The 18,272-nt window shown below is 68.9% G+C and carries 19 protein-coding genes and 2 pseudogenes; 12 read left to right on the top strand and 9 right to left on the bottom strand.

Going from position 1 to position 18,272, the window contains the following annotated elements; translation table 11 throughout:
* Positions 1-802: fatty acid desaturase family protein (locus BM339_RS12760; protein ID WP_075020978.1), on the top strand; the 802-nt coding region annotated here is incomplete at its 5' end.
* 115 nt (positions 803-917) lie between these two features.
* Here the strand turns inward: BM339_RS12760 and BM339_RS12755 are convergent.
* The 5 genes from BM339_RS12755 to BM339_RS12735 form a co-directional block, all read right to left on the bottom strand.
* A complete protein-coding gene (locus BM339_RS12755; RefSeq protein WP_075020928.1) occupies positions 918-2,093 on the bottom strand; it encodes a M24 family metallopeptidase in 1,176 nt (391 codons plus the stop codon).
* Entirely contained in the window at positions 2,090-3,169 is a 1,080-nt protein-coding gene (locus BM339_RS12750) for a threonine aldolase family protein (RefSeq protein WP_075020927.1), read from the bottom strand. Before BM339_RS12750 ends, BM339_RS12755 begins: the two co-directional genes overlap by 4 nt.
* Positions 3,132-3,650, bottom strand: a complete 519-nt coding sequence (locus BM339_RS12745; RefSeq protein ID WP_024934108.1) for an Lrp/AsnC family transcriptional regulator — start codon at positions 3,648-3,650, stop codon at positions 3,132-3,134. The genes BM339_RS12750 and BM339_RS12745 overlap by 38 nt, the downstream gene beginning before the upstream one ends.
* A 58-nt stretch (positions 3,651-3,708) precedes the next feature.
* Positions 3,709-4,668: a tripartite tricarboxylate transporter substrate-binding protein gene (locus tag BM339_RS12740; protein ID WP_177287685.1), complete on the bottom strand. Its 960-nt coding sequence runs from the start codon at positions 4,666-4,668 to the stop codon at positions 3,709-3,711.
* 63 nt (positions 4,669-4,731) lie between these two features.
* Positions 4,732-6,855: a tripartite tricarboxylate transporter permease gene (locus BM339_RS12735; RefSeq protein ID WP_177287684.1), complete on the bottom strand. Its 2,124-nt coding sequence runs from the start codon at positions 6,853-6,855 to the stop codon at positions 4,732-4,734.
* Positions 6,856-7,216: 361 nt separating this feature from the next.
* Between BM339_RS12735 and BM339_RS12730 the strand changes: the two genes are divergently transcribed.
* Entirely contained in the window at positions 7,217-7,966 is a 750-nt protein-coding gene (locus BM339_RS12730) for a GNAT family N-acetyltransferase (RefSeq protein WP_218163624.1), read from the top strand.
* 64 nt (positions 7,967-8,030) lie between these two features.
* On the opposite strand, the pseudogene BM339_RS12725 reads toward BM339_RS12730, so the two are convergent.
* Positions 8,031-8,897: pseudogene (locus BM339_RS12725) on the bottom strand (helix-turn-helix transcriptional regulator).
* A 160-nt stretch (positions 8,898-9,057) separates the two neighbouring features.
* On the opposite strand from BM339_RS12725, the gene BM339_RS12720 reads away from it, so the two are divergent.
* Positions 9,058-9,981, top strand: coding sequence for an NADP-dependent oxidoreductase (locus BM339_RS12720; RefSeq protein ID WP_075020923.1), 924 nt, complete (start codon positions 9,058-9,060; stop codon positions 9,979-9,981).
* 125 nt (positions 9,982-10,106) lie between these two features.
* Positions 10,107-10,475 (top strand): nuclear transport factor 2 family protein, encoded by a 369-nt coding sequence (locus BM339_RS12715; protein ID WP_021592423.1) that lies wholly within the window; start codon positions 10,107-10,109, stop codon positions 10,473-10,475.
* A gap of 98 nt (positions 10,476-10,573) precedes the next feature.
* Here BM339_RS12715 and BM339_RS12710 read toward each other — a convergent pair whose 3' ends face one another.
* Positions 10,574-10,954, bottom strand: coding sequence for an ATP-binding protein (locus BM339_RS12710; RefSeq protein ID WP_075020922.1), 381 nt, complete (start codon positions 10,952-10,954; stop codon positions 10,574-10,576).
* A 132-nt stretch (positions 10,955-11,086) separates the two neighbouring features.
* On the opposite strand from BM339_RS12710, the gene BM339_RS12705 reads away from it, so the two are divergent.
* The 3 genes from BM339_RS12705 (at position 11,087) to BM339_RS12695 (ending at position 12,590) form a co-directional block, all read left to right on the top strand.
* On the top strand, positions 11,087-11,869 hold the full coding sequence (locus BM339_RS12705) for a helix-turn-helix domain-containing protein (RefSeq protein WP_075020921.1): 783 nt from the start codon (positions 11,087-11,089) through the stop codon (positions 11,867-11,869).
* Complete coding sequence (locus tag BM339_RS12700; protein WP_021592426.1) at positions 11,860-12,036, top strand: DUF397 domain-containing protein; 177 nt, start codon at positions 11,860-11,862, stop codon at positions 12,034-12,036. Before BM339_RS12705 ends, BM339_RS12700 begins: the two co-directional genes overlap by 10 nt.
* Positions 12,037-12,194: 158 nt before the next feature.
* Positions 12,195-12,590 carry an NUDIX hydrolase gene (locus BM339_RS12695; protein ID WP_021592427.1) on the top strand — a complete coding sequence of 132 codons (396 nt, stop codon included), beginning with the start codon at positions 12,195-12,197 and terminating at the stop codon, positions 12,588-12,590.
* Positions 12,591-12,609: 19 nt separating this feature from the next.
* On the opposite strand, the pseudogene BM339_RS51270 reads toward BM339_RS12695, so the two are convergent.
* Positions 12,610-12,799 (bottom strand): annotated as a pseudogene (locus BM339_RS51270) (chlorophyllase); the annotation flags it as partial.
* A gap of 263 nt (positions 12,800-13,062) precedes the next feature.
* Here BM339_RS51270 and BM339_RS12685 point away from each other — a divergent pair.
* Entirely contained in the window at positions 13,063-14,487 is a 1,425-nt protein-coding gene (locus BM339_RS12685) for a hypothetical protein (RefSeq protein ID WP_143118384.1), read from the top strand.
* A gap of 17 nt (positions 14,488-14,504) precedes the next feature.
* Here the strand turns inward: BM339_RS12685 and BM339_RS12680 are convergent, their stop codons facing one another.
* Positions 14,505-14,846 (bottom strand): MmcQ/YjbR family DNA-binding protein, encoded by a 342-nt coding sequence (locus BM339_RS12680; RefSeq protein WP_075020919.1) that lies wholly within the window; start codon positions 14,844-14,846, stop codon positions 14,505-14,507.
* 191 nt (positions 14,847-15,037) lie between these two features.
* Here BM339_RS12680 and BM339_RS12675 point away from each other — a divergent pair, with 191 nt between their 5' ends.
* From BM339_RS12675 to BM339_RS12660, 4 genes are all read left to right on the top strand, one after another.
* Positions 15,038-15,838, top strand: a complete 801-nt coding sequence (locus tag BM339_RS12675) for an ABC transporter ATP-binding protein (RefSeq protein WP_021592431.1) — start codon at positions 15,038-15,040, stop codon at positions 15,836-15,838.
* Positions 15,839-15,918: 80 nt separating this feature from the next.
* On the top strand, positions 15,919-16,947 hold the full coding sequence (locus BM339_RS12670; protein WP_075020918.1) for an ABC transporter substrate-binding protein: 1,029 nt from the start codon (positions 15,919-15,921) through the stop codon (positions 16,945-16,947).
* Positions 16,948-16,954: 7 nt separating this feature from the next.
* Entirely contained in the window at positions 16,955-17,839 is an 885-nt protein-coding gene (locus BM339_RS12665; protein ID WP_021592433.1) for an ABC transporter permease, read from the top strand.
* A gap of 96 nt (positions 17,840-17,935) precedes the next feature.
* A complete protein-coding gene (locus tag BM339_RS12660) occupies positions 17,936-18,271 on the top strand; it encodes a CU044_2847 family protein (protein ID WP_075020917.1) in 336 nt (111 codons plus the stop codon).
* Position 18,272 lies beyond the last annotated feature (1 nt).

Genomic DNA, 18,272 nt, shown 5'->3' with positions numbered 1-18,272 from the left:
GGCGGCGCGGACGGGGTTTCTGGGTCATGACGCGGGGCATCGGCAGATCGCGCGGAGTGCGCGGGTGAATCGGTGGCTGGGGTTGGTGCTGGGGAATCTGCTGCTGGGGATGGGGCACGGGTGGTGGAGCGATAAGCACAATCGTCATCACGCGAACCCGAATCATGTCGGGAAGGATCCTGATGTGGGGGAGGGTGTGCTGGCGTGGACGGCGGAGCAGGCGGGGCGGCAGCGGGGTGTGCTGCGGTGGGTGGTGCGGCACCAGGCGGTGTTGTTCTTCCCGTTGCTGACGCTGGAGGGGGTGAACCTCAAGGTCGGCAGTGTGCTGTTCTTGCGGGGGCGTTCACGCCGTGACCGGGTGGTGGAGGGTGGTCTGCTGGTCGCGCATGCGGTCGGGTATCTGGTGCTGGCGTTGTCGCTGCTGCCGGTGGAGAAGGCGGTGGTGTTGATGGTGGTGCAGCATGCGCTGTTCGGGCTGCATCTGGGTGCGGTGTTCGCGCCCAACCACAAGGGGATGGCGATGCCGGAGCCGGGGCAGCGGTGGGGTCATCTGCGCCGGCAGGTGCTGACCTCCCGCAACGTGCGCGGTGGCCCGGTGACCGACTGGGTGATGGGCGGGCTGAACTACCAGATCGAGCACCATCTGTTCCCCGGCGTCCCCCGCTGCAACCTGCGCAAAATGCAGCCGATGGTCCGCGAGCACTGCGCCGCGGTCGGCGTCCCCTACACCGAGACCGGGCTGGTGGCGTCCTACCGGGAGGCCCTTGGTCACATGCGGCAGATCGGCGAGCCGCTGCGCTAGGGGCCGCAGGCCGCACCTCGACCGAGCCCTGGACCGAGCGCCGCCCGGACCGGGCCCTCGTCGCGTCGGCGCCGGTCTCCCCGGGGGGACCGGCGCCTTCGCCGCCGACGCGGTGTCAGTTCAGCAGCGCCTCCTCGAACCGGCAGTGGCTGAGCAGCTCATGGCCGTTCTCGGTGACGAGGACGGCCTCCTCCAGATGGGCACCGCCGATCTCGGGCTCGTCGAACAGCGTGACCCGTGGCTCAAGGCAGATCACCATGCCCGGCCGCAGCTCGTGGTCCACGCCCCGGTTGATCAGCGGCTCGCCGTGCAGGCCCCAGCCGAGCTGGTGCCCGGTCGAGAACTTGTGCTCGTAGTCGGCATAGCCACGCGCGGCGATGGCCTCCCGTGCGGCCCTGTCGACGTCGGCGCAGGTGACCCCGGGCCGGACCGCTGATATCGCCGCCTGGATGGATTCGTAGGCGACCTGATAGACCTCCCGTTGCCGGGGGGCCGGCGGGCCGACGCACACCGTCCGGCCGAGATCGCCGGTGTAGCCCCGGTAGACGGCGCCCATGTCGACCACCACCATCTCGCCGGTGCGGATGCGCCGCTCGGTGGCGATGCGCTCGAACATGCTGGCATTGGGGCCGGAGGCGACGACGGTCATGAACGGCTGCATCTCCGACCCCGCCGCGCGCATGGCGCTCTCGGCGGCAACGGCCACATCACGCTCCACGACCCCCGGACGGATCGCCTCGAAGCTCGCGTAGAGCCCGATCTCCACCAGGGACAGGGCCTCCCGGATGTACTCGATCTCGATGGGATGTTTGATGGCGGTCAGCTCCGTCCACAGCCACGTGGCATCGACCACCTCCAGCGACGGGTGGCGCTCCAGCAGTCCCGCGTGGACCTGGAACGGCAGCAGATCGACCCCGATCCGGCCATGGGTGATCCCGTAGTCGCCGAGCACGGCGCTCAGCTCGGCGGCCCAGTTCTCGACGCCGGAGATCTTGCGATGATCGGCGATGTCGGACTTGATCTGGATCCGGTAGGTGTCGCTGCCCGACGTGTGCCCGACGACCGGAGCGCGACCCGCGGGGAGGACGACGAAGTACTCGGGGTCCATGAAGGGGCGGTAGCCCTTGACGTAGAAGTCGGTGACATAACGCACCGCCTCCGACTTGGTGAACACCAGGGCGTCGAAGCCGTGTTCGGCCATCGCGTCCTGCAGCCTGGACTGCTTCCATGCGTGCAGCTCGTCGCCGCCGTAGAAGGATGGATCCCGCCGTTGCATCGCGGTGTCGCTCATTGCTGTTGGCTCCCGTCTTGGTAGGTCCGGCCGAGCACGGTGTGCAGCACGTCCGCGGCGTGCGCTATGTCGTCGTCGGAAAGGTCGCGGTGGGTCACCAGGCGCACCGTGCGTGCGCCGGTCGAGTGGACCAGGACGCCCTGGCGGGCGAGCTCGTCCTGAACGGTCCGGAGGGGCGGGCCGCCGTCGGGGAGCAGCATCTGGACGATGTTGGTCCGCACGCGGCCCGGGTCGACGCGGGCGCCGCGCAGATCGGCCAGCCGCTCGGCCAGCCCGCGCGCCCGCTCGTGGTCGAGGGCCAGCCGTTCGCGGAAGTCGCGTAGCGCGACGAGTCCCGCCGCGGCGACCACGCCGACCTGGCGCATCTGCCCGCCCAGCAGCCTGCGGACCTCCCGGGCACGCGCGATGAAGCCGGCTTCGCCGAGCAGCACCGCGCCCATCGGCGCGCCGAGCCCCTTCGTCAGGCAGAACATGAGGCTGTCGGCGGGGGCGGCGAGCGCGCCGGGCGGCACGTCCAGCGCGACCGCGGCGTTGAACAGCCGGGCACCGTCGAGATGGACGGGGACGCCCGCCGCCGAGGTCACCTCGTGGATCGACGCGCCCTGCCGCGGCGTCCACGCGGTGCCCCCGGCCGCGTTGTGGGTGTTCTCCAGGCACAGCATCGCGGGATCGTGCCGCCGCAGCGCCAGGCGGACGGCGTCGGCGCCGGGCAGCCCGTCCGGGTCGGGCAGTTCGACGGGCCGGAGCCCGAAGTAGCCGTCGTCGAAGGCCGAGACCTCCCGGCGATACAGGTGCGAGGTACGGCCCACCGCGACGGCGGCGCCCCGTGGGCACCAGGTGCGCAACGCGGTCAGGTTGGCCATCGTCCCGCTCGCCATGAACAGTGCCGCGGGCTTTTCCAGGAGGCGGGCGGCGTGCTCTTCCAGTTCGGCGACGGTCGGGTCGCCGTGGCGGCCGTCGGGCAGGAGCCGGCCGTCATCGCCGACCTCCGCCTGGTACATGGCCTTGCGCATGTCCTCCGTCGGGAGGGTGACGGTGTCACTGCGCAGGTCGATCGGCTTCAACGTCGTCCTCATCTTCCTCCTCGAGACCGATTCCGGGTTCCTTGGGGACGGGCCGCCAGTCATAGGTGTGCTTGAGCACGGACAGCGCCGTCGACGTCCGCACCTGAAGAATTCCGGGAATGCCGGCGAGCTCGACGGTGACGAACTCCTTGAAGTGCTCGTGCGACTTGAACATCGCGGTGAACCTGATGTCGTCGGCCCCGGTGGTCAGCGCCACGAACCGGATTTCCGGATAGCCCACCAGTCGGGTGGCGATGTCTTTGGCCTTGTCGAACTCGACGCGCAGCGAGAAGCTCGAATCGATCGAGTAGCCCTTCCACTCCGGATTGACGCCGGCCACGATCTGCATGACGTTCTCGGCGAGCAGCCGGCGGACCCGGCTCCGGATGGTCCCCTCGGTGACCCCGATGATCCGGGCGAGTTCGCGGTTGCTGCGACGGCCTTCCTCGCCGAGCAACTGGAGGATCCGTTCGTCGACGGCATCCAATTCCACCGTGGTCGTCCTTTCTGTACGTTGCTGTACGCGGCGGTACGCGTCTGGAGGCGGTCATTCATCCGCTGGTCGCGCGGCGCAGCTCCCCGGTGAGCTTGGCAAGGCTCTGCTGGAAGGACCGCATGGACCGCTTGACCTGCGCGCCGTTCTGGTGGCTGACCTCGAGATTGGCCCGACGCATCTTCTCGACGCAGCTCTGATCCCTGGTCGCCGCGGCGATCGCGCCTTCCAGCTTCTGCGTGATCGCCGGTGCGGTCCCGGCCGGAACGGCGAAGTCATAGGTGTACTGCGAGATCGTGGCCAGTTCCGGGCTCAGCGGCACGTTCAGCTCGGCCGAGGTCGGTGTCTCCGGGAGATCCTTGAAACGGGTGCCGGACAGGGTGGAGATCACGCGCACCGCTCCGGGATTGGCTTTCATGGCGCGAATGACGGTGGGTGCGACCTGGACCACCGCGTCCACGTCCCCGCGCACCGTCGCGAGCATCGTCTCCGAACCGCCGTCGTAATAGACCAGCCGCGGCGTGGCGCCGAGCGCCTCCAGATACTTGATGGTGGCGGGGAGCGTGACCTGGGAGACGGCGACCCGCACCCGCTTCCCCCGGAAATCGCCCAGGCCGGTCAGGCCGCTCTTGGCGTTGACCGTCAGGGTCATCGGGACCGCCGAGACCTGTCCCAGCCAGTTCAGCCGCTCGGGGGTACGGCCGCCGGACTGGCCGGTCAGGGACGCGATGGTGAGGGTGAACGGCTCCAGCGTGCCGATCGTGTAGCCGTCCGGCCGGGCGTCGTACAGCTGGAAGGTCCCGGTCCGCCCGCCCGCCCCGGTGACGTTCTGGATCACCACGTCGGCATCGGTCGCCAGATTCTTCTTGATGCACGGGGCGAGGGCGCGGGCGATCAGATCGGACCCGCCGCCGGGCTCGAAGGGGACGATCACCTTGATATCGCGTTTCGGAAAGGAGCCGGCACCGCCTCCGGCTCCGTTGGCGCAGCCTGCGGTGGCGATGAGCGCGGCGAACACGGTGAGGGCTGACAGGGCTTTTTGCCGACGTCCGAACATGTGAACACGCTCCCTTTTTGGGTGCTATCCCCAGAGCCCATCCGGAAGGAGGATTCCGAGGGCATTGCTGATGACGACGAGTAGCGCTCCGCAGACGAGCGCGGTGCTGACGGGAATTCGTGCGGGCCGGTAGCGGTAGGCCAGGGGCAGCAGCGCCATGTAGAGGACGCTCGCGACAACGAAACCGGCGAGTCCGATGGCCAGGTAGTAGCCGAGGAACGTGGCGGCGGGGAACATCCAGCCACCGGTGACGCGGCCGATGCGGTCGGAGGCGCCGGCACCGTCTCTCGGGTCGATCGCGGCGGCCCGCCACGCGCCCGAGCGCAGCGACCGTGCGGCCTGCCAGAGGGCCAGGGCGAGCAGCACCGAGGAGACGAGCACGGGGAAGGTCGCGGCGTCGGCGGGATAGCGCAGGCTCACGGCCAGCAGCACGGCCGCGGTCACGGCGAGCGCGGCCTCCAGGATCAGTGCGCCGCGCCGGGCGGGTGGGCCGACCCCGAGATACTCCTCCGCCGCGGCCTCCCCGGCGCCGGGTACGGTGCCGTCCGGCGCCGGGGCCGACGCGTCCGGCACGGGGGCGAATGCGTCCCGCGCATCGGCCACGAGAGCACCGCCGCTCGGCGCCTTCCGCCCGAGCCGGAGCCCGCGGAGCCGCCAGTGTCCGCGGAGTCCCCGAAGGCCGCGGCGGAGTACGGGCCACGAGAAGAACAGGACGATGACGGCGAAGAACGTGATGGTCAGCGGCCTTTGCCACAGGAGTTCCGGGGAGCCGCCGCCCATCTGCAGGCTACGGTGGAAGTTCTTCTCGATCTCCGGGCCGAGGATGATGCCGAGCACGAAGGTGATGGCGGGATATCCCGCTCGCATCAGGGCGAAACCGAACAGTCCGGCAAGGATCAGGACGAGGACATCGGTCGGCTGGTTGCGTTCGACAAAGGCGCCGAGGAAGCACAGCGCCACCAGCACCGGCGCGAGTATCCGGTTGGGGACCCGGGTGATCTGCGTGAAGACCTTGATGAGCGGGAAGCCGGCGATGACGATGAGCACCTGGGTGAGGGTGATCCCGGCGAGCACGATGAACGGCTCGCTGCCAGAGGACAGGAACTGCGGTCCGGGCTGGACCCCGTGCAGGATGAACGCGCTCAGAATGATCGCGCCGGTCAGCGACCCCGGGATCCCGAGAGTCAGGGTGGGGATCATGTCACCGACGGCGCAGGTGCCCTTGGCGGTCTCGGCGGCCGCGAGCCCGGCGGGCGCCCCCTTGCCGAACTCTTCCGGGCGTCTGGCGGCGCGCTTCTCCAGCAGGTAGGCGGTGATCGTGGCCGTGGTGACGCCGAGTCCGGGGAGAATGCCGATCCAGGTCCCTGTCACCGACGAGCGGAGCACCGTCGCCGGACGGGAGAGGACGTCCCCGAAACCGCGCAGGGCCTGGCCGTACGACAGCCGGGAGGCGGCGGCCGTGGGGCTGCCGTCGCGGCCGCTCAGCATCACCATGGTCTGCGTGATGGCGAACAGCCCGACGAAGACCGACAGTTCGGGGACGCCTCCGGACAGCCGGTCCAGGCCGAAGGTGAAGCGGTCGGTGAAACCCGCGATGGGATCCTGCCCGACGAAGGACACGAGCAGGCCGGCGGCGGCCATGACGATGCCCTTGAGGGTCTGGCCGTGGGCGGCGACGCTGACCAGGGCCAGCGCCATGATGCCGAGCATGAAGTACTCGGGCGGCTGGAGTTCCATGGCCCCCTGCGTGAGGGGGTAGGCCAGGCCGGCCAGGATCACGGCCCCGATCAGCCCGCCCAGCATCGAGGCGAGCGTGCTGATGCCGAGCGCGCGGGCTCCTTCACCGCGCTTGGCCATGGGATATCCGTCCCAGCAGGACGCGATGGTCCCGGGGCCGCCCGGCGTTCGCAGCAGGATCGACGAGACCGAGTCCCCGTACTGGCCCGTGGTGTAGATGGCCAGCAAGAAGACGATGGCGGTCGGCAGGTCCATGCCGTAGGTGAACGGGAGGAACAGCACCACGCCCACGGTCGCTCCGACCGCCGGCAGGACTCCGATGACCAGGCCCACGGCCGCGCCGAGGAACAGCCAGAAGACGGTGGGCGGCGAGAGCGCCTGCACGATTCCGTCGAGTAGATCGCCGGGCATACGAGACCCCCCAGAGTGAGTGGGACCAGGCCAGAACAAGCCCGAGATCGATGAGGAACGAACGTCCGCGGGATCGGGGCTGACGTGCGGATTCATGAGTGTTTGTCGCGGAGTGACACTACTCTGCGGCTACGCAAAGCGTCAATGGACTGGTCTTCTGCTTACGCAGATCAGCAATCTGGTGGTCCTGTGTTCATGCTTTGCGTAGCGATGTTTCAGGGTGAGGGTTCCGGTCGCCGGGGCGGCCGCGAGGGCCGCGGCGAGGGTGAGCGGGGTACTCGGTGGCGGACCGCACCGCCCGGTGGGGCCGACTTAGGATCGCCGGGTGGATGTTCGGTCTCTTGGTTTTCGTACGGATCTGTTGCTCCGCAGGCTGGCCGGTTCGGTCATCACCGATCACCCGTCCTACCTGGTGGTCCGGACGCCCACCAACCCGAACTTCTGGTGGGGCAACTTCGTGCTCGTCACGCCCGATGCGCTCCCGGACGCTCCTGACCTTTTCCGGGCGGAGTTCCCGGACGCGTCCCATGTGGCGATCGGGGTCGACGGGGTCGTTGGGGAGGCGGGGCCGCTCGCGGAGTGGGAGCGGCTGGGGATCGACGTCGCGATCGACCCGGTCCTGACGGCCTCCTCCCTCGAAGCGCCCGCACGGCCGGCGCAAGCCGACCTGCGCGCGCTGAGCGGGGACGATCGGGAGCAGGCGGCACAACTGCGGCACGCGTGCGACGAGTCGGAGCCGTCGGAGGAGAACACCGCCTTCGTGACGGCGAAACTCGCTGAGGAACGACGCCTGTGTGAGGCAGGCGACGCCACCTGGTTCGGGGCCTTCGTGGACGGGGAGATGCGCGCGGGTCTCGGTGTCGTCCTCGACGGCCAAGGGTTGGCCCGCTACCAGCACGTCGAGACCCATCCCGCCTTCCGCCGGCGCGGCTTGGCCTCCTCGCTCGTCCATTACGCCGGGACGCGGGCCTTGGCCGAGGGAGCCCGGACGCTCGTGATCGTCGCCGAACCGGAGTCCGAGGCGATCAGGATCTACCAATCGCTCGGATTCGCCGAAACCGAGCGCCGAGTCAGCCTCCAGCGCCCGCCCGGCGAGCCCCTTGCCCCTTGACCGGGCAAGGCCCGAAACCACGAAGGTATTGAGGAGACCCGCCAGTACCGCGATGTGCGGCCTGCTAACGCTCGTTGGTGGCGGGGGGCGTCCCGGTGGTGCCGTGCCGGTGTTGGGGGCCGAGGACGCGCAGCATGTCGAGCGCCTCGGTGCCGCCGGGCGGCGGGGTGAAGACGAGCAGTCGCTGGTCCGCCGCGGGTGTCGCCAGAACCTCGCAGTCGAACTCGATCGCGCCGAGTTCGGGGTGCAGGAGCCGCTACCGGTGTGAGCGGCGCACCGCGACCTCGTGCCGGTCCCAGAGCGCCGCGAACTCGGTGCTGGCGGCGCGGAGCCGGGCGACCAGTGCGCGGGAGGTCGCGTCGTCCCCGCGCTGGCCGACCGCGGCGCGCAGGTCGGCGACCATCTGCCGGGAACGCTCCTCGTGCTCCTCGGCTGCGAAGTGGCTGCGCACGTCCGGCTCGGTGAACCAGCGCAGGACGATGTTGCGGTCCTCCCGCGCCACGGTGCACACGCACCCGAACAACGCCTGCGCCAGGTCGTTCTGCGCCAGCAGGTCGCCCAGGTCGCTCAATACCTGGACCGGAACCCTGTCCAGCTGGTCGAGGAGATAGAGCATGCTGGGCCGCAGGTACTCCCCCGCCCGCGCCGCCTCCGGCGGGCGATGCTCGGCGAGCAGGTACAGGTGGTCCCGCTCATCGGTGGTCAGGCGCAGCGCGCGTGTCAGGGCGGCCAGCATCTGGTCCGAGGGTTGCGAGCTTCTCGCCTGCTCCAGCCGCATGTAGTAGTCGGCCGACATCCCCGCGAGTGCGGCGACCTCCTCGCGGCGCAGGCCCGGTGTGCGCCTCCTCGGCCCCTCGACCAGACCGACGTCCCGTGGCCCCAGCCGCTCCCGGGAGCGGCGCAGGAAATCAGCCAGGTCGTCGCGGTTCATCCCCATGTCGCCAGTGATACCAGGATCCGGCGGACGCACCCTCGGAGTGCCGCTCCTAGGGAAAAGGCTCCGGTTCTCAGCCTGCCGGTGCGAAGGCATGGTCGGAGACACGGCCCCCGTCCAGGGCTTGTCCATACGAGGAAAGAGCGGTGGTCACGCGATGAAAGCGGTGCGGTTCCACGAGTACGGCGGGATCGACGTCCTGCGGGTCGAGGAGGTGGAGCGTCCGGAACCCGGCCCCGGGCAGGTGCTGGTCAAAGTCCGCGCGGCCGGGATCCAGCCCGGCGAGGCCCACATCCGTACCGGCGCGCTGCACGAGCGGTGGCCGGCGACGTTCCCGTCCGGACAGGGCAGCGACCTGGCCGGCGTCGTCGTGGAGGTCGGCCCGCATGTGCGCGGCGTCGCGGTGGGCGACGAGGTCCTCGGCTTCACCCACAACAGGGCGAGCCACGCGGAGTTCGTCGTGGTGGACGACGTGCGGCTGACCCCGCGTCCGGTCGGGCTGTCCTGGGACGTGGCCGGGGCGTTGTACGTGGCAGGCACGACCGCATACGCCACCGTGTTCGCGGTCGATCCCGGACCGTCAGACACGGTCGTGGTGTCCGGAGCGGCGGGCGGCGTCGGCTCCATCGCCGTGCAACTCGCGCGGCGGCTCGGCGCCACGGTGATCGGGCTGGCGAGCGAGCCGAACCACGCCTGGCTGAAGGACCACGGTGTCATCCCGGTCGAGTACGGGGAGGGAGTGGCCGAACGAATCCGGCAGGCGTCCAGCGGAAACGTCGACGCGTTCATCGACACGTTCGGAGACGGCTACGTGGACCTCGCGGTGGAGCTGGGCGTGCGGCCCGAGCGGATCAACACCATCCGCGACTGGGCGGCCGCGGCCAAGGTCGGTGCGCGAACCGATGGAGAAGGGGCGGCGGCATGCGCGGTCGTGCTCGGCGAACTGGCCCGGCTGGCCACCCGCGGGGCACTCAACGTGCCGATCGCTAGCACCTACCCGCTGGCGCGGGTACAGGACGCGTTCCGCGAGCTGGAGCAGCGGCACACCCGGGGCAAGATCGTCCTCCGCCCATCGACGTAGCCGCCGGTTTTCTGGACGGATTGCCAGGGGATGTCGAGAACAGTCCGGCCGCTCCGACCTGTCAACGGGACCGCCGGTCCGCCCGGTGGCGCCCGATGAACAGCACCCGAATCGAAGGAGCGGACGTGTCACGGAACATCGAGACCGTCAACACCTACCTGGACGGATTCCGGAAGAACGATCACGAGCAGATCCTGTCCTGCCTGACCGACGACATCGAGTGGACGGTCTTCGGCGGTTTCCACCTGACCGGCAAGGAGGCCTACGACAAGGCCATCGACGGCCCGCCGGAGTTCATCAACCCGCCCCACCTGGAGGTCGTGCGCATGGTCGAACAGGGCGATGTCGTCATGGCGGAACTCACCGGAACGGTGCGGCGGGCCGCAGGCGGCGAGATGCGCATGTCCATGGCGGAGGTGTTCGTCATGCGCGACGGCAAGATCGCCGAGCGCCGCGCCTGGGTCATCGAACTGAAGGAGAACGACTACCGCTGACCCGAGGACTCCGATCACGGGCGGCCCGGTCGGCAACGAAGCCCCGGGCCGCCCAGCGATGCGCCCTTCGCACAAACGGGCCAAGATGTCGGTCTCGTTCACGTCGCAACGTCGGGCAGAAGCGCCCAAACGGCCTTGCCCCCACCCCCGACCGGCTGGGCGCCCCACTCCTTGACCAGGGCACCCAGCATCGCCAGGCCACGTCCACCCTCACTCAGCAGGTCCGCCGCCCCGGCCACCGGCAGAACGTCACAGGAGTCGAAGACCTCCACGACCGTCCCCTTGTCGGCCAAGACGACCCGCACGGTCGCCGTCGTGCTCCCGGTGTGGCGGAGGACGTTGGTCACCAGCTCCGACACCACGACCTTCGCCACATACGCGTCCTGCCCCCACCTCTCCAGGACGTCCTCCACCCAGTCCCGAACCACCTTGATCGACTCCGCCTGAACAGGCACAACGATCTCCGCGGGGCCCTGCATGACCGATCACCTCCGACCTTCCATAACTCCCTGCACAGAATCCACTGCGTTACGTAGCCTCACCACGAAAGAGCGACAACACACGCACACGGATGTCAGGCAGTTCGAGCCGGTTACAAGGAGGTGCGCGAGATGGCCGCACGGAAGCCGACGCGTCAGACGATCAGCTTCGGCCAGGAAGTGACCCGACTTCGCAACGAGGCGGGCTTATCGCGGCTTGACCTCGCCAAAGGCGCTGCGGTGAGCCGGAGTTACATCGCTCAGGTGGAGAACGGGACCACCCGATGCCGGCGAGACTTCGCCACCCGGCTGGACCAGGCCCTCGGCACGGACACGATGCTCACCGACGCCTGGGACGACATCGTCAAGTCGTCCGCCTACCCGAAGTTCTTCGCTGACTTTCCAGAGGCAGAGGCTTCGGCCGCGCTTCTCCGGGCATTCGAGAACACCCTCGTCTACGGCCTCCTCCAGAACGAGGACTACGCCAGAGCACTACTGGTCGACGACGCCGCAGTGAGCGCACGCATGCGCCGACAATCCATCCTGAGCGGCGACGCCCCACCCACGGTGTGCGTTGTGTTGGACGAAAGCGTCCTACATAGGCTCGTAGGGGGACCTGACGTGATGCGGAGCCAGTGCGAACATCTTCTGGCCATGTCCACGGTGGAACACGTGCAGCTTCAAATCGCTCCCATCGCCTACTGCCCTGGCGTCCATGCGCCCTTCACCCTGGCCACCCAGGAGAACGGCGACGAGGTCGTCTATCTAGCGACTCTGAACGGAGGGAACACCTCCAACGACCCAGCCGATACGCTCTACGCATGCAAGGCTTTTGCCACCCTTCAGGCACACGCGCTATCGGTGGCAGAAACCCGGAGTCTCATCCGAAAGGTCTTGAAGGAACGATGGAGCTGAACTGGCGCAGGTCTAGTTACAGCGACAACCTGGGCGGCAACTGCGTGGAACTGGCGCCGATCGCTGGTGGTGTGGGGGTGCGGGACTCCAAGGACCCGGACGGGCCCAGGCTCCTGCTCGACCCGAGCGCGTTCCGCGCGCTCCTGACCGACCTCAAGCAGCGGTAGGTACTCCACCCCCTCAGCCATCGGAGTGTGGCAAACCCAGAGGAGCAGCGTTCTACGCCGGAGCGGACGTCCATGACACTCCGGGCGGGGCGCGACTCTAGCTTCGGGGCCAGGGCCGGCGGCTGCGTGGGCGGCCTTGGTGGGAGATCATGGTGGGTATGACCATTGACAAGGTCGCCTGGATCTATCTGGATGGCGGGAAGATTCTCAGTACTCGGTCGCGGGGGAAGGACGCCTATTATCTTCCCGGCGGGAAGCGTGAGGCTGGGGAGAGCGACGTCGACACCCTTGTTCGGGAGATCGATGAGGAACTGGCCGTTGCCATCGTTCCCGGCAGCGCGCGGTACTTCGGCACCTTTCGGGCTCAGGCGCATGGGCACGCCGAAGGCGTCATGGTGCGGATGACCTGCTACACCGCCGACCACCAGGGGACACCGGTTCCCAGTAGCGAGATCGAGGAGGTGGTCTGGCTCGGTTACGGTGACCGCGACCGTGTGTCACCCGTCGACCAGGTCATCTTCGATCACCTGCGCGAGGCCGGCCGGCTCCGCTGACCGGTTACTTGGACTCGATGCGGCCGAGTGGGGACGCGAGGGTGTCGCCTCCTCTGCCGGGTGCGGCGAGCAGCACGCCCGCTTGGGGAGTCGACCAGGTTGACCTCCGGCTTGTCGTCCGGATCGGTGAGGCGGGCACCCAGCAGGAGGCTCGCGGTGTGCCCGCCCATCGAGTGCCCGGTCACGGCGACCCGGCTGGGGTCGAGGCGGGCGAGATCGGGCCTCGTGTGGAGACCTGCGAGCTGATGCGCGGCATCGGCAACCTCTGCATCGGACGTGGCGGCGGCCGTGATTATGATCCCCGCCGGCTGATCGAACTGCTTCTGCTGGGCCTGCAACGGTCCCGTTGACGCGCTGGGGGCGCTGGTAGGATCGCGGCCGGCGGCTGTGGTGACGTTGCCAGGTCGGCCCGCCCGGCGTGACGCTGTCCGCCCGCACGTCCACAGTTAGGTTCCCGGTGTCGTTTTCCCCCTTGGCCGTTCGCCGCAATTGGCTGTTCTGCGTGGTGCTGCTCGCGGGCATCGCGCTGCGGGTCATCGCCATGCTGGGTTTCCGGGGCGTGCTGTGGTTCAACGACAGCTACGACTTCATCAGGATCGCGGACGATCCGTTCCCGCATCCGCTGCGGCCGTCCGGATACGGGCTCTTCCTGTGGACGTTGAAGCCGTTCCACAGCCTGATGCTCATTACGGTGTTGCAGCATGCGGCGATCCTTGGGATCGCCGCGCTCGGATATCGGATGCTCGTCCGCGATTTCGAGGTCCGGCGTGCGTGGGCCGCATTGGCCGTCACCCCGGTTCTGCTGGATTCTTTTCAGATCGAACTTGAGCATCTGCTGTTGTCGGACACCCTTTTCACCGTTCTGGTGTTCGGGGCGATGCTGCTGCTCGCGAAGCCGGGGGCGGCCGGTTGGCGGCGGGCCGCGCTGGTGGGGACACTGCTCGGGCTCGCGTCCGTCACGCGCACGATCGGGCTGCCGCTGTTCCTGATCGCCGTGCTGTATCTGCTGGTGAGGCGGACGCGCTGGCCCGTCCATCTGGCCCTCGCAGTGACGTTCGTCCTGCCGGTCGGGGCGTACGCGACGTGGTTCCAGCAGGAGCACGGCCGGTTCCAGATGACCGGGGTGGACGGCATTTTCCTGTGGGGACGCACCGCCGCGTTCGCCGACTGCGACCGCTTCACGCCCCCGCCCGACATCGCGAAGCTGTGCCCGTACGGGGCGAAGGACGAACGGCCTGCCTCGTCCCACCAGATCTGGGAGGACAACTCGCCGACCGGCTGGTCCAACGGCAAGGCGTTCGACGCGGAGACCAACGCGCAGGCGCAGCGGTTCGCGTTCTGGGCCATCAAGAACCAGCCGCTGGACTATCTGCGTGTCGTCTCGTACGACTTCTTCGTCCGGACGTTCTCGTGGCACCGGTCGCGCTATCCGACGGTCGGGACCGAGGCCCGGTACCACTTCCCGACGAAACCCACCGCGCGGAAGCCCGATCTGCCCGTGCTCGGCGGCGGTAACCGGCGCGAAGTGGTGGACGAGTACTCGCACGGAACGGGCCGCACGCACATCGTCGATCCGTATGCGGGCGTGATGCGCGGTTACCAGAAGCGTGTGAGCGTCCCCGGCAGCGTGCTCGGCGGGGTTCTGCTCCTCGGCGCGGCCGGGATCGTGTGGCGGCGGGCGCGCGCGCGGACCGCGCTCTTCTGGACGTCCGCGGTCGTCCTCCTGGCCGTCCCGCCGATCACGGTCGACTTCGACTACCGCTACATGCTGCCCGCGCTCCCGTTCGCGTGCTTCGCCGCCGCGATGGCGTGGGGCCGCGTCCCGTCCGCCCGGCCGGATCCCGAGCCGGAGCCGATCGAGGACCCGGCACCCGAGGCCGAACCGGCCGACGCCTGACCCCGCCGCCGCACTGATCAGAGGCCGAGGCGGGCGGCGGCGACTTTCTTGGGGACGACCATCCGCCAGGCTTCGATGACGAGTTCGCGCATTTCCGGTTCGTCGAGTTCGGCCGTCCACGCGTGGACCCAGTTGAAGCGCATGTCGGATTCACTCGGCAGGTGGAATTTCGCCGGTTCCGACTCGACGAGCGCGGCACGCTCCTCCTTGGGAAAGGCGAAGCCCATCACGGTCTCGTCCTGGGAGAACGCCACGTAGACGATCGAGCCGACGCGGAACTTCACCCGGTCCCTGATCAGGTGCTCCGACGTCCGCGGCAGCGTCCTCGCAAGCTCCCGCACCTGCTCCACCGTGATCATCCTGGGTCCTCCCCTGGCCGCACTTCGCTCCAGCTAAGCACGGCACTGCACACGATCTCGCCTGAACCAGGCGTCCACCCCGATAGCCGTGCGGGTATCGATATTGCCGAAACAAGCATCACCCATGCACCGGTCAGGAATTTAACTTTGTCGCAACCATGACGCACCCGCTCAGTCCCGGGAGATTCCTGATGGCCAACATCGACCTGGCAGAGGTAACCGTCGCCTTCCCGGGCCCGAAACGGGGCGCGGCCGAAGTCACCGCCCTGCACCGGCTCGATCTGAGCGTGGCGGACGAGGAGTTCGTCTGCCTGCTCGGCCCGAGCGGCTGCGGCAAGTCCACGGCGCTCAACGTCATCGCCGGCTTCCAGGCACCGTCGTCCGGCCGTTGCGTCGTGGACGGAGAGCCGGTGACGGCACCCGGTGTCGACCGTGGAGTCGTGTTCCAGGACGCCAACATCTTTCCCTGGCTCACCGTGCGGCAGAACGTCGCCTTCGGCCCTTCGCTGCGCGCCGGCCGGAAGCATCCGCGCCGCCGCGCAGCCGTCGACGGCATCATCGACCGCGTCGCCCTCACCGGATTCGCCGACAACCTCCCGCTCGAACTGTCCGGCGGCATGCGGCAGCGGGTCGGCCTCGCCCGGGTGCTGGTCAACGACCCGCCCGTGCTGCTCATGGACGAACCGTTCGGCGCCCTGGACGCGCAGACCCGCATCATCATGCAGGAACTCCTGCTCGAACTATGGGAGACCCAGCGCAAGACGGTGCTTTTCGTCACCCATGACATCGACGAGGCGCTGCTGCTCGGCGACCGGGTGGTGGTGATGACCGCGCGTCCGGGCCGGGTCAAGGAGCAACTCCAGGTGCCTCTGCCCCGGCCCCGTAGCTACGCGATGACCAGAGCGCCGGAGTTCCTCGAACTCAAGGCGCGCCTCTTCGACACCCTGCATTCCGAGGCCGTACGGGCCGATCAGCTCGAAGCGCGCCGCTGATCCGCGCTGTCCGACGGGGCCCCAGCCGTGGTCTCGGCACGCGTCGCGTGCATCCGAGGCCCGCCATGAAGGAGACTTCCATGACAGTTCGCACCACCTTCCGCAGATGGCTGCCGACAGCGGCCGCGGCCCTGGCGATCGCCGTCCTCCCGGGCTGCGGCTCGTCCGACGGGTCGTCCGGTTCGGCGGCGCCCCTCAAGCTCGGCTGGGTCCCGGCGCTGTCGTGGGCCTCCTGGGCGTCGCTCCCCGACCAGCTGGAATCGCAGGGGCTGAAGGCCGAGCTCGTGCCGTTCAAGAGCAGTAACGATGTGCTGGTCGCGCTCTCGTCCGGGTCGATCGACATGGGAACGGCCGGCTACAACAACGTCGCGTCCATTCTTGCCACCCAGAAGCTGCGGGCCCGCTTCGTCTCCGGCATCAGCGCGAACGGCTCGGTGTTCGTGGCGCGCAAGGACAGCGGCATCAACGGCTGGGCGGACCTGCGGGGCAAGCGGATCGGATCGGTCCGCGGCTCCACCCAGTACGTCAACATCGTGACCGCGATGGCCGCCCAGGGCCTGAACCTGAACAAGGACTCGAAGTTCGTCAACATCCAGAGCTTCAACGAACTCAACCTCGCCCTGCAACGCGGCGACATCGACGCGATGGTCACGTTCCCGCCGAACTCCGAACTCGCCGTGGACGGCGGGTTCGGCAAGATCGTCCCGAGCATACAGTCGACGCTGTACGACGGCTCGTTCTTCGTCGCCAGCGGCGTGCTCGCCGGCGACGCGGTCATCGGCAAGCGACGGGGGGACGTGCAGAAGGCCGTCACCGCCTTCCTCGCCCAGGGCGCGAAGCTCGACGGGGACAAGGGGCTGTGGGTGCAGACGTTCCAGAAGTACGCCGCGTCCAGCGGCAAGTCGGCGCCGTTGGCCGCTGCCCTGGAGTCCGAGCACGTCCGGTGGTACCCCGACCTGAACCTGCAGCAGATCCGGCAGGTGCCGCAGACGCTCGCCGAACTCGGCGAGATTCCCCGCGACACCACTCCGGACCTGGTGGCACGGCTGGACTACACGTTCATGGAGAAGGCGACGGGCAAGCCGGCGACGCAGCTGGGCAAGGGGTGAGCGGCAGATGACCACCACGGACTCCACCCCGGGAACGGACACGGTCCGTCCCCCGGAATCGAATCGGCCGGGACCCCTCGCCGTCACCCGGCGGGTCGCCCGCGGCCTGATCCCGATCATCGTGCCGCTGGTCGTCCTGGCGCTGTGGGAGTACGCCGGACGGCAACGACTGCTCGCCGACGGGCTCTTCCCACCGGCGACGAAGGCGGCCGCGGCGCTCCTCGTCTGGATCGCCGGCAGCGGGACGACCGGTGATCTGGTGCCCGCGTCGATCTACTCGGGCACCTGGAGCGAGCACGTCGGCGCCAGCCTGGTGCGGATCCTCACCGGGTACCTGATCGGATCCGCGCTCGCCGTCGTGCTCGGCCTGGCGGGCGGCGTCTCGCTGCTCGCCCGGCGGGCCCTCGACCCGACGATCAACGCGATCCGGCCGATCTCGATCACCGCCTGGGTCCCGCTGGCGCTGGTGCTGTTCGGCATCGGCGACCGGCCGGCGGTGTTCCTCACCGCGCTGGCGACGTTCTTCCCCGTCTACATCAACACCCTGTCCGGCGCACGGTACGTCGAGGTGCGGATGATCCGCGCCGCCCGGATGCTCGGCGCGACCCGCGGGGAGGTGATCGGGAAGGTGGTGCTGCCCGCCGCGCTGCCGTCCATCGCGGTCGGCCTGCGGGTGGCCGCCGCCATCGCCTGGACGACGGTGGTCATCGCGGAGATCCTCGGTGCCAAGTCGGGGCTGGGCTATGTGCTGATCGACTCCTACAACCAGTTCCGCTTCGACTATGTCATCGCGGCGATGATCAGCCTCGGCGCCTGCGGCTTCCTCACCGACCGGCTGGTCCAGCTCGCGTTCGCCAGGCCGCTGCGCTGGATCGGCGATAGAGCCCACTGACCGGCACTAGTCGAGTGCCGATCGATCTGGCCGCGAGCCGACCGGTATCCCCCGGCTTCAGCCGTCGGAAGGAGGTCAACTTGTTAAATTGGCCGGGTGAACGAACTGGTGCGGTGGCAGACCGAGAACGGCACGATCGTCGTGGAAAGCGACGCACGAGAGCCGGGGTTCCAGTCGGTGTCCCGCGCCGGGGGGCTGGTCCATGACGCGGCCGCCAAGTTCGAGGACGCGTTCCAGAACGTCCGGGACGCGGCGGAGACGGCGCTCGCCTCGCTGCGCGGCGGGGAACTGGACCCGGACGCGGTCGAGCTGGAGTTCGGGGTGAAGCTGAACGCGGCGGCCGGGGCCGTCATCGCGAAGACGTCCGTCGAGGGGCACCTGAAGGTCAAGCTGACCTGGGGGCGGCCGGTGGGCGGCGCGGAGGGGGCGTAGC

The sequence above is a fragment of the Actinomadura madurae genome, from assembly GCF_900115095.1.
Lineage (GTDB): Bacteria > Actinomycetota > Actinomycetes > Streptosporangiales > Streptosporangiaceae > Spirillospora > Spirillospora madurae.
The sequence above is the reverse complement of the archived record's forward strand: the minus strand, read 5'-3'. Positions and strand labels throughout refer to the sequence as shown.

Coding starts and splice junctions, on each gene's coding strand:
- BM339_RS12670 (WP_075020918.1), top strand. CDS start 15,919: ATGACAGTTCGCACCACCTTCCGCAGATGGCTGCCGACAGCGGCCGCG.
- BM339_RS12700 (WP_021592426.1), top strand. CDS start 11,860: ATGGAGCTGAACTGGCGCAGGTCTAGTTACAGCGACAACCTGGGCGGC.
- BM339_RS12710 (WP_075020922.1), bottom strand. CDS start 10,954: ATGCAGGGCCCCGCGGAGATCGTTGTGCCTGTTCAGGCGGAGTCGATC.
- BM339_RS12665 (WP_021592433.1), top strand. CDS start 16,955: ATGACCACCACGGACTCCACCCCGGGAACGGACACGGTCCGTCCCCCG.
- BM339_RS12735 (WP_177287684.1), bottom strand. CDS start 6,855: ATGCCCGGCGATCTACTCGACGGAATCGTGCAGGCGCTCTCGCCGCCC.
- BM339_RS12720 (WP_075020923.1), top strand. CDS start 9,058: ATGAAAGCGGTGCGGTTCCACGAGTACGGCGGGATCGACGTCCTGCGG.
- BM339_RS12755 (WP_075020928.1), bottom strand. CDS start 2,093: ATGAGCGACACCGCGATGCAACGGCGGGATCCATCCTTCTACGGCGGC.
- BM339_RS12705 (WP_075020921.1), top strand. CDS start 11,087: ATGGCCGCACGGAAGCCGACGCGTCAGACGATCAGCTTCGGCCAGGAA.
- BM339_RS12750 (WP_075020927.1), bottom strand. CDS start 3,169: ATGAGGACGACGTTGAAGCCGATCGACCTGCGCAGTGACACCGTCACC.
- BM339_RS12680 (WP_075020919.1), bottom strand. CDS start 14,846: ATGATCACGGTGGAGCAGGTGCGGGAGCTTGCGAGGACGCTGCCGCGG.
- BM339_RS12695 (WP_021592427.1), top strand. CDS start 12,195: ATGACCATTGACAAGGTCGCCTGGATCTATCTGGATGGCGGGAAGATT.
- BM339_RS12675 (WP_021592431.1), top strand. CDS start 15,038: ATGGCCAACATCGACCTGGCAGAGGTAACCGTCGCCTTCCCGGGCCCG.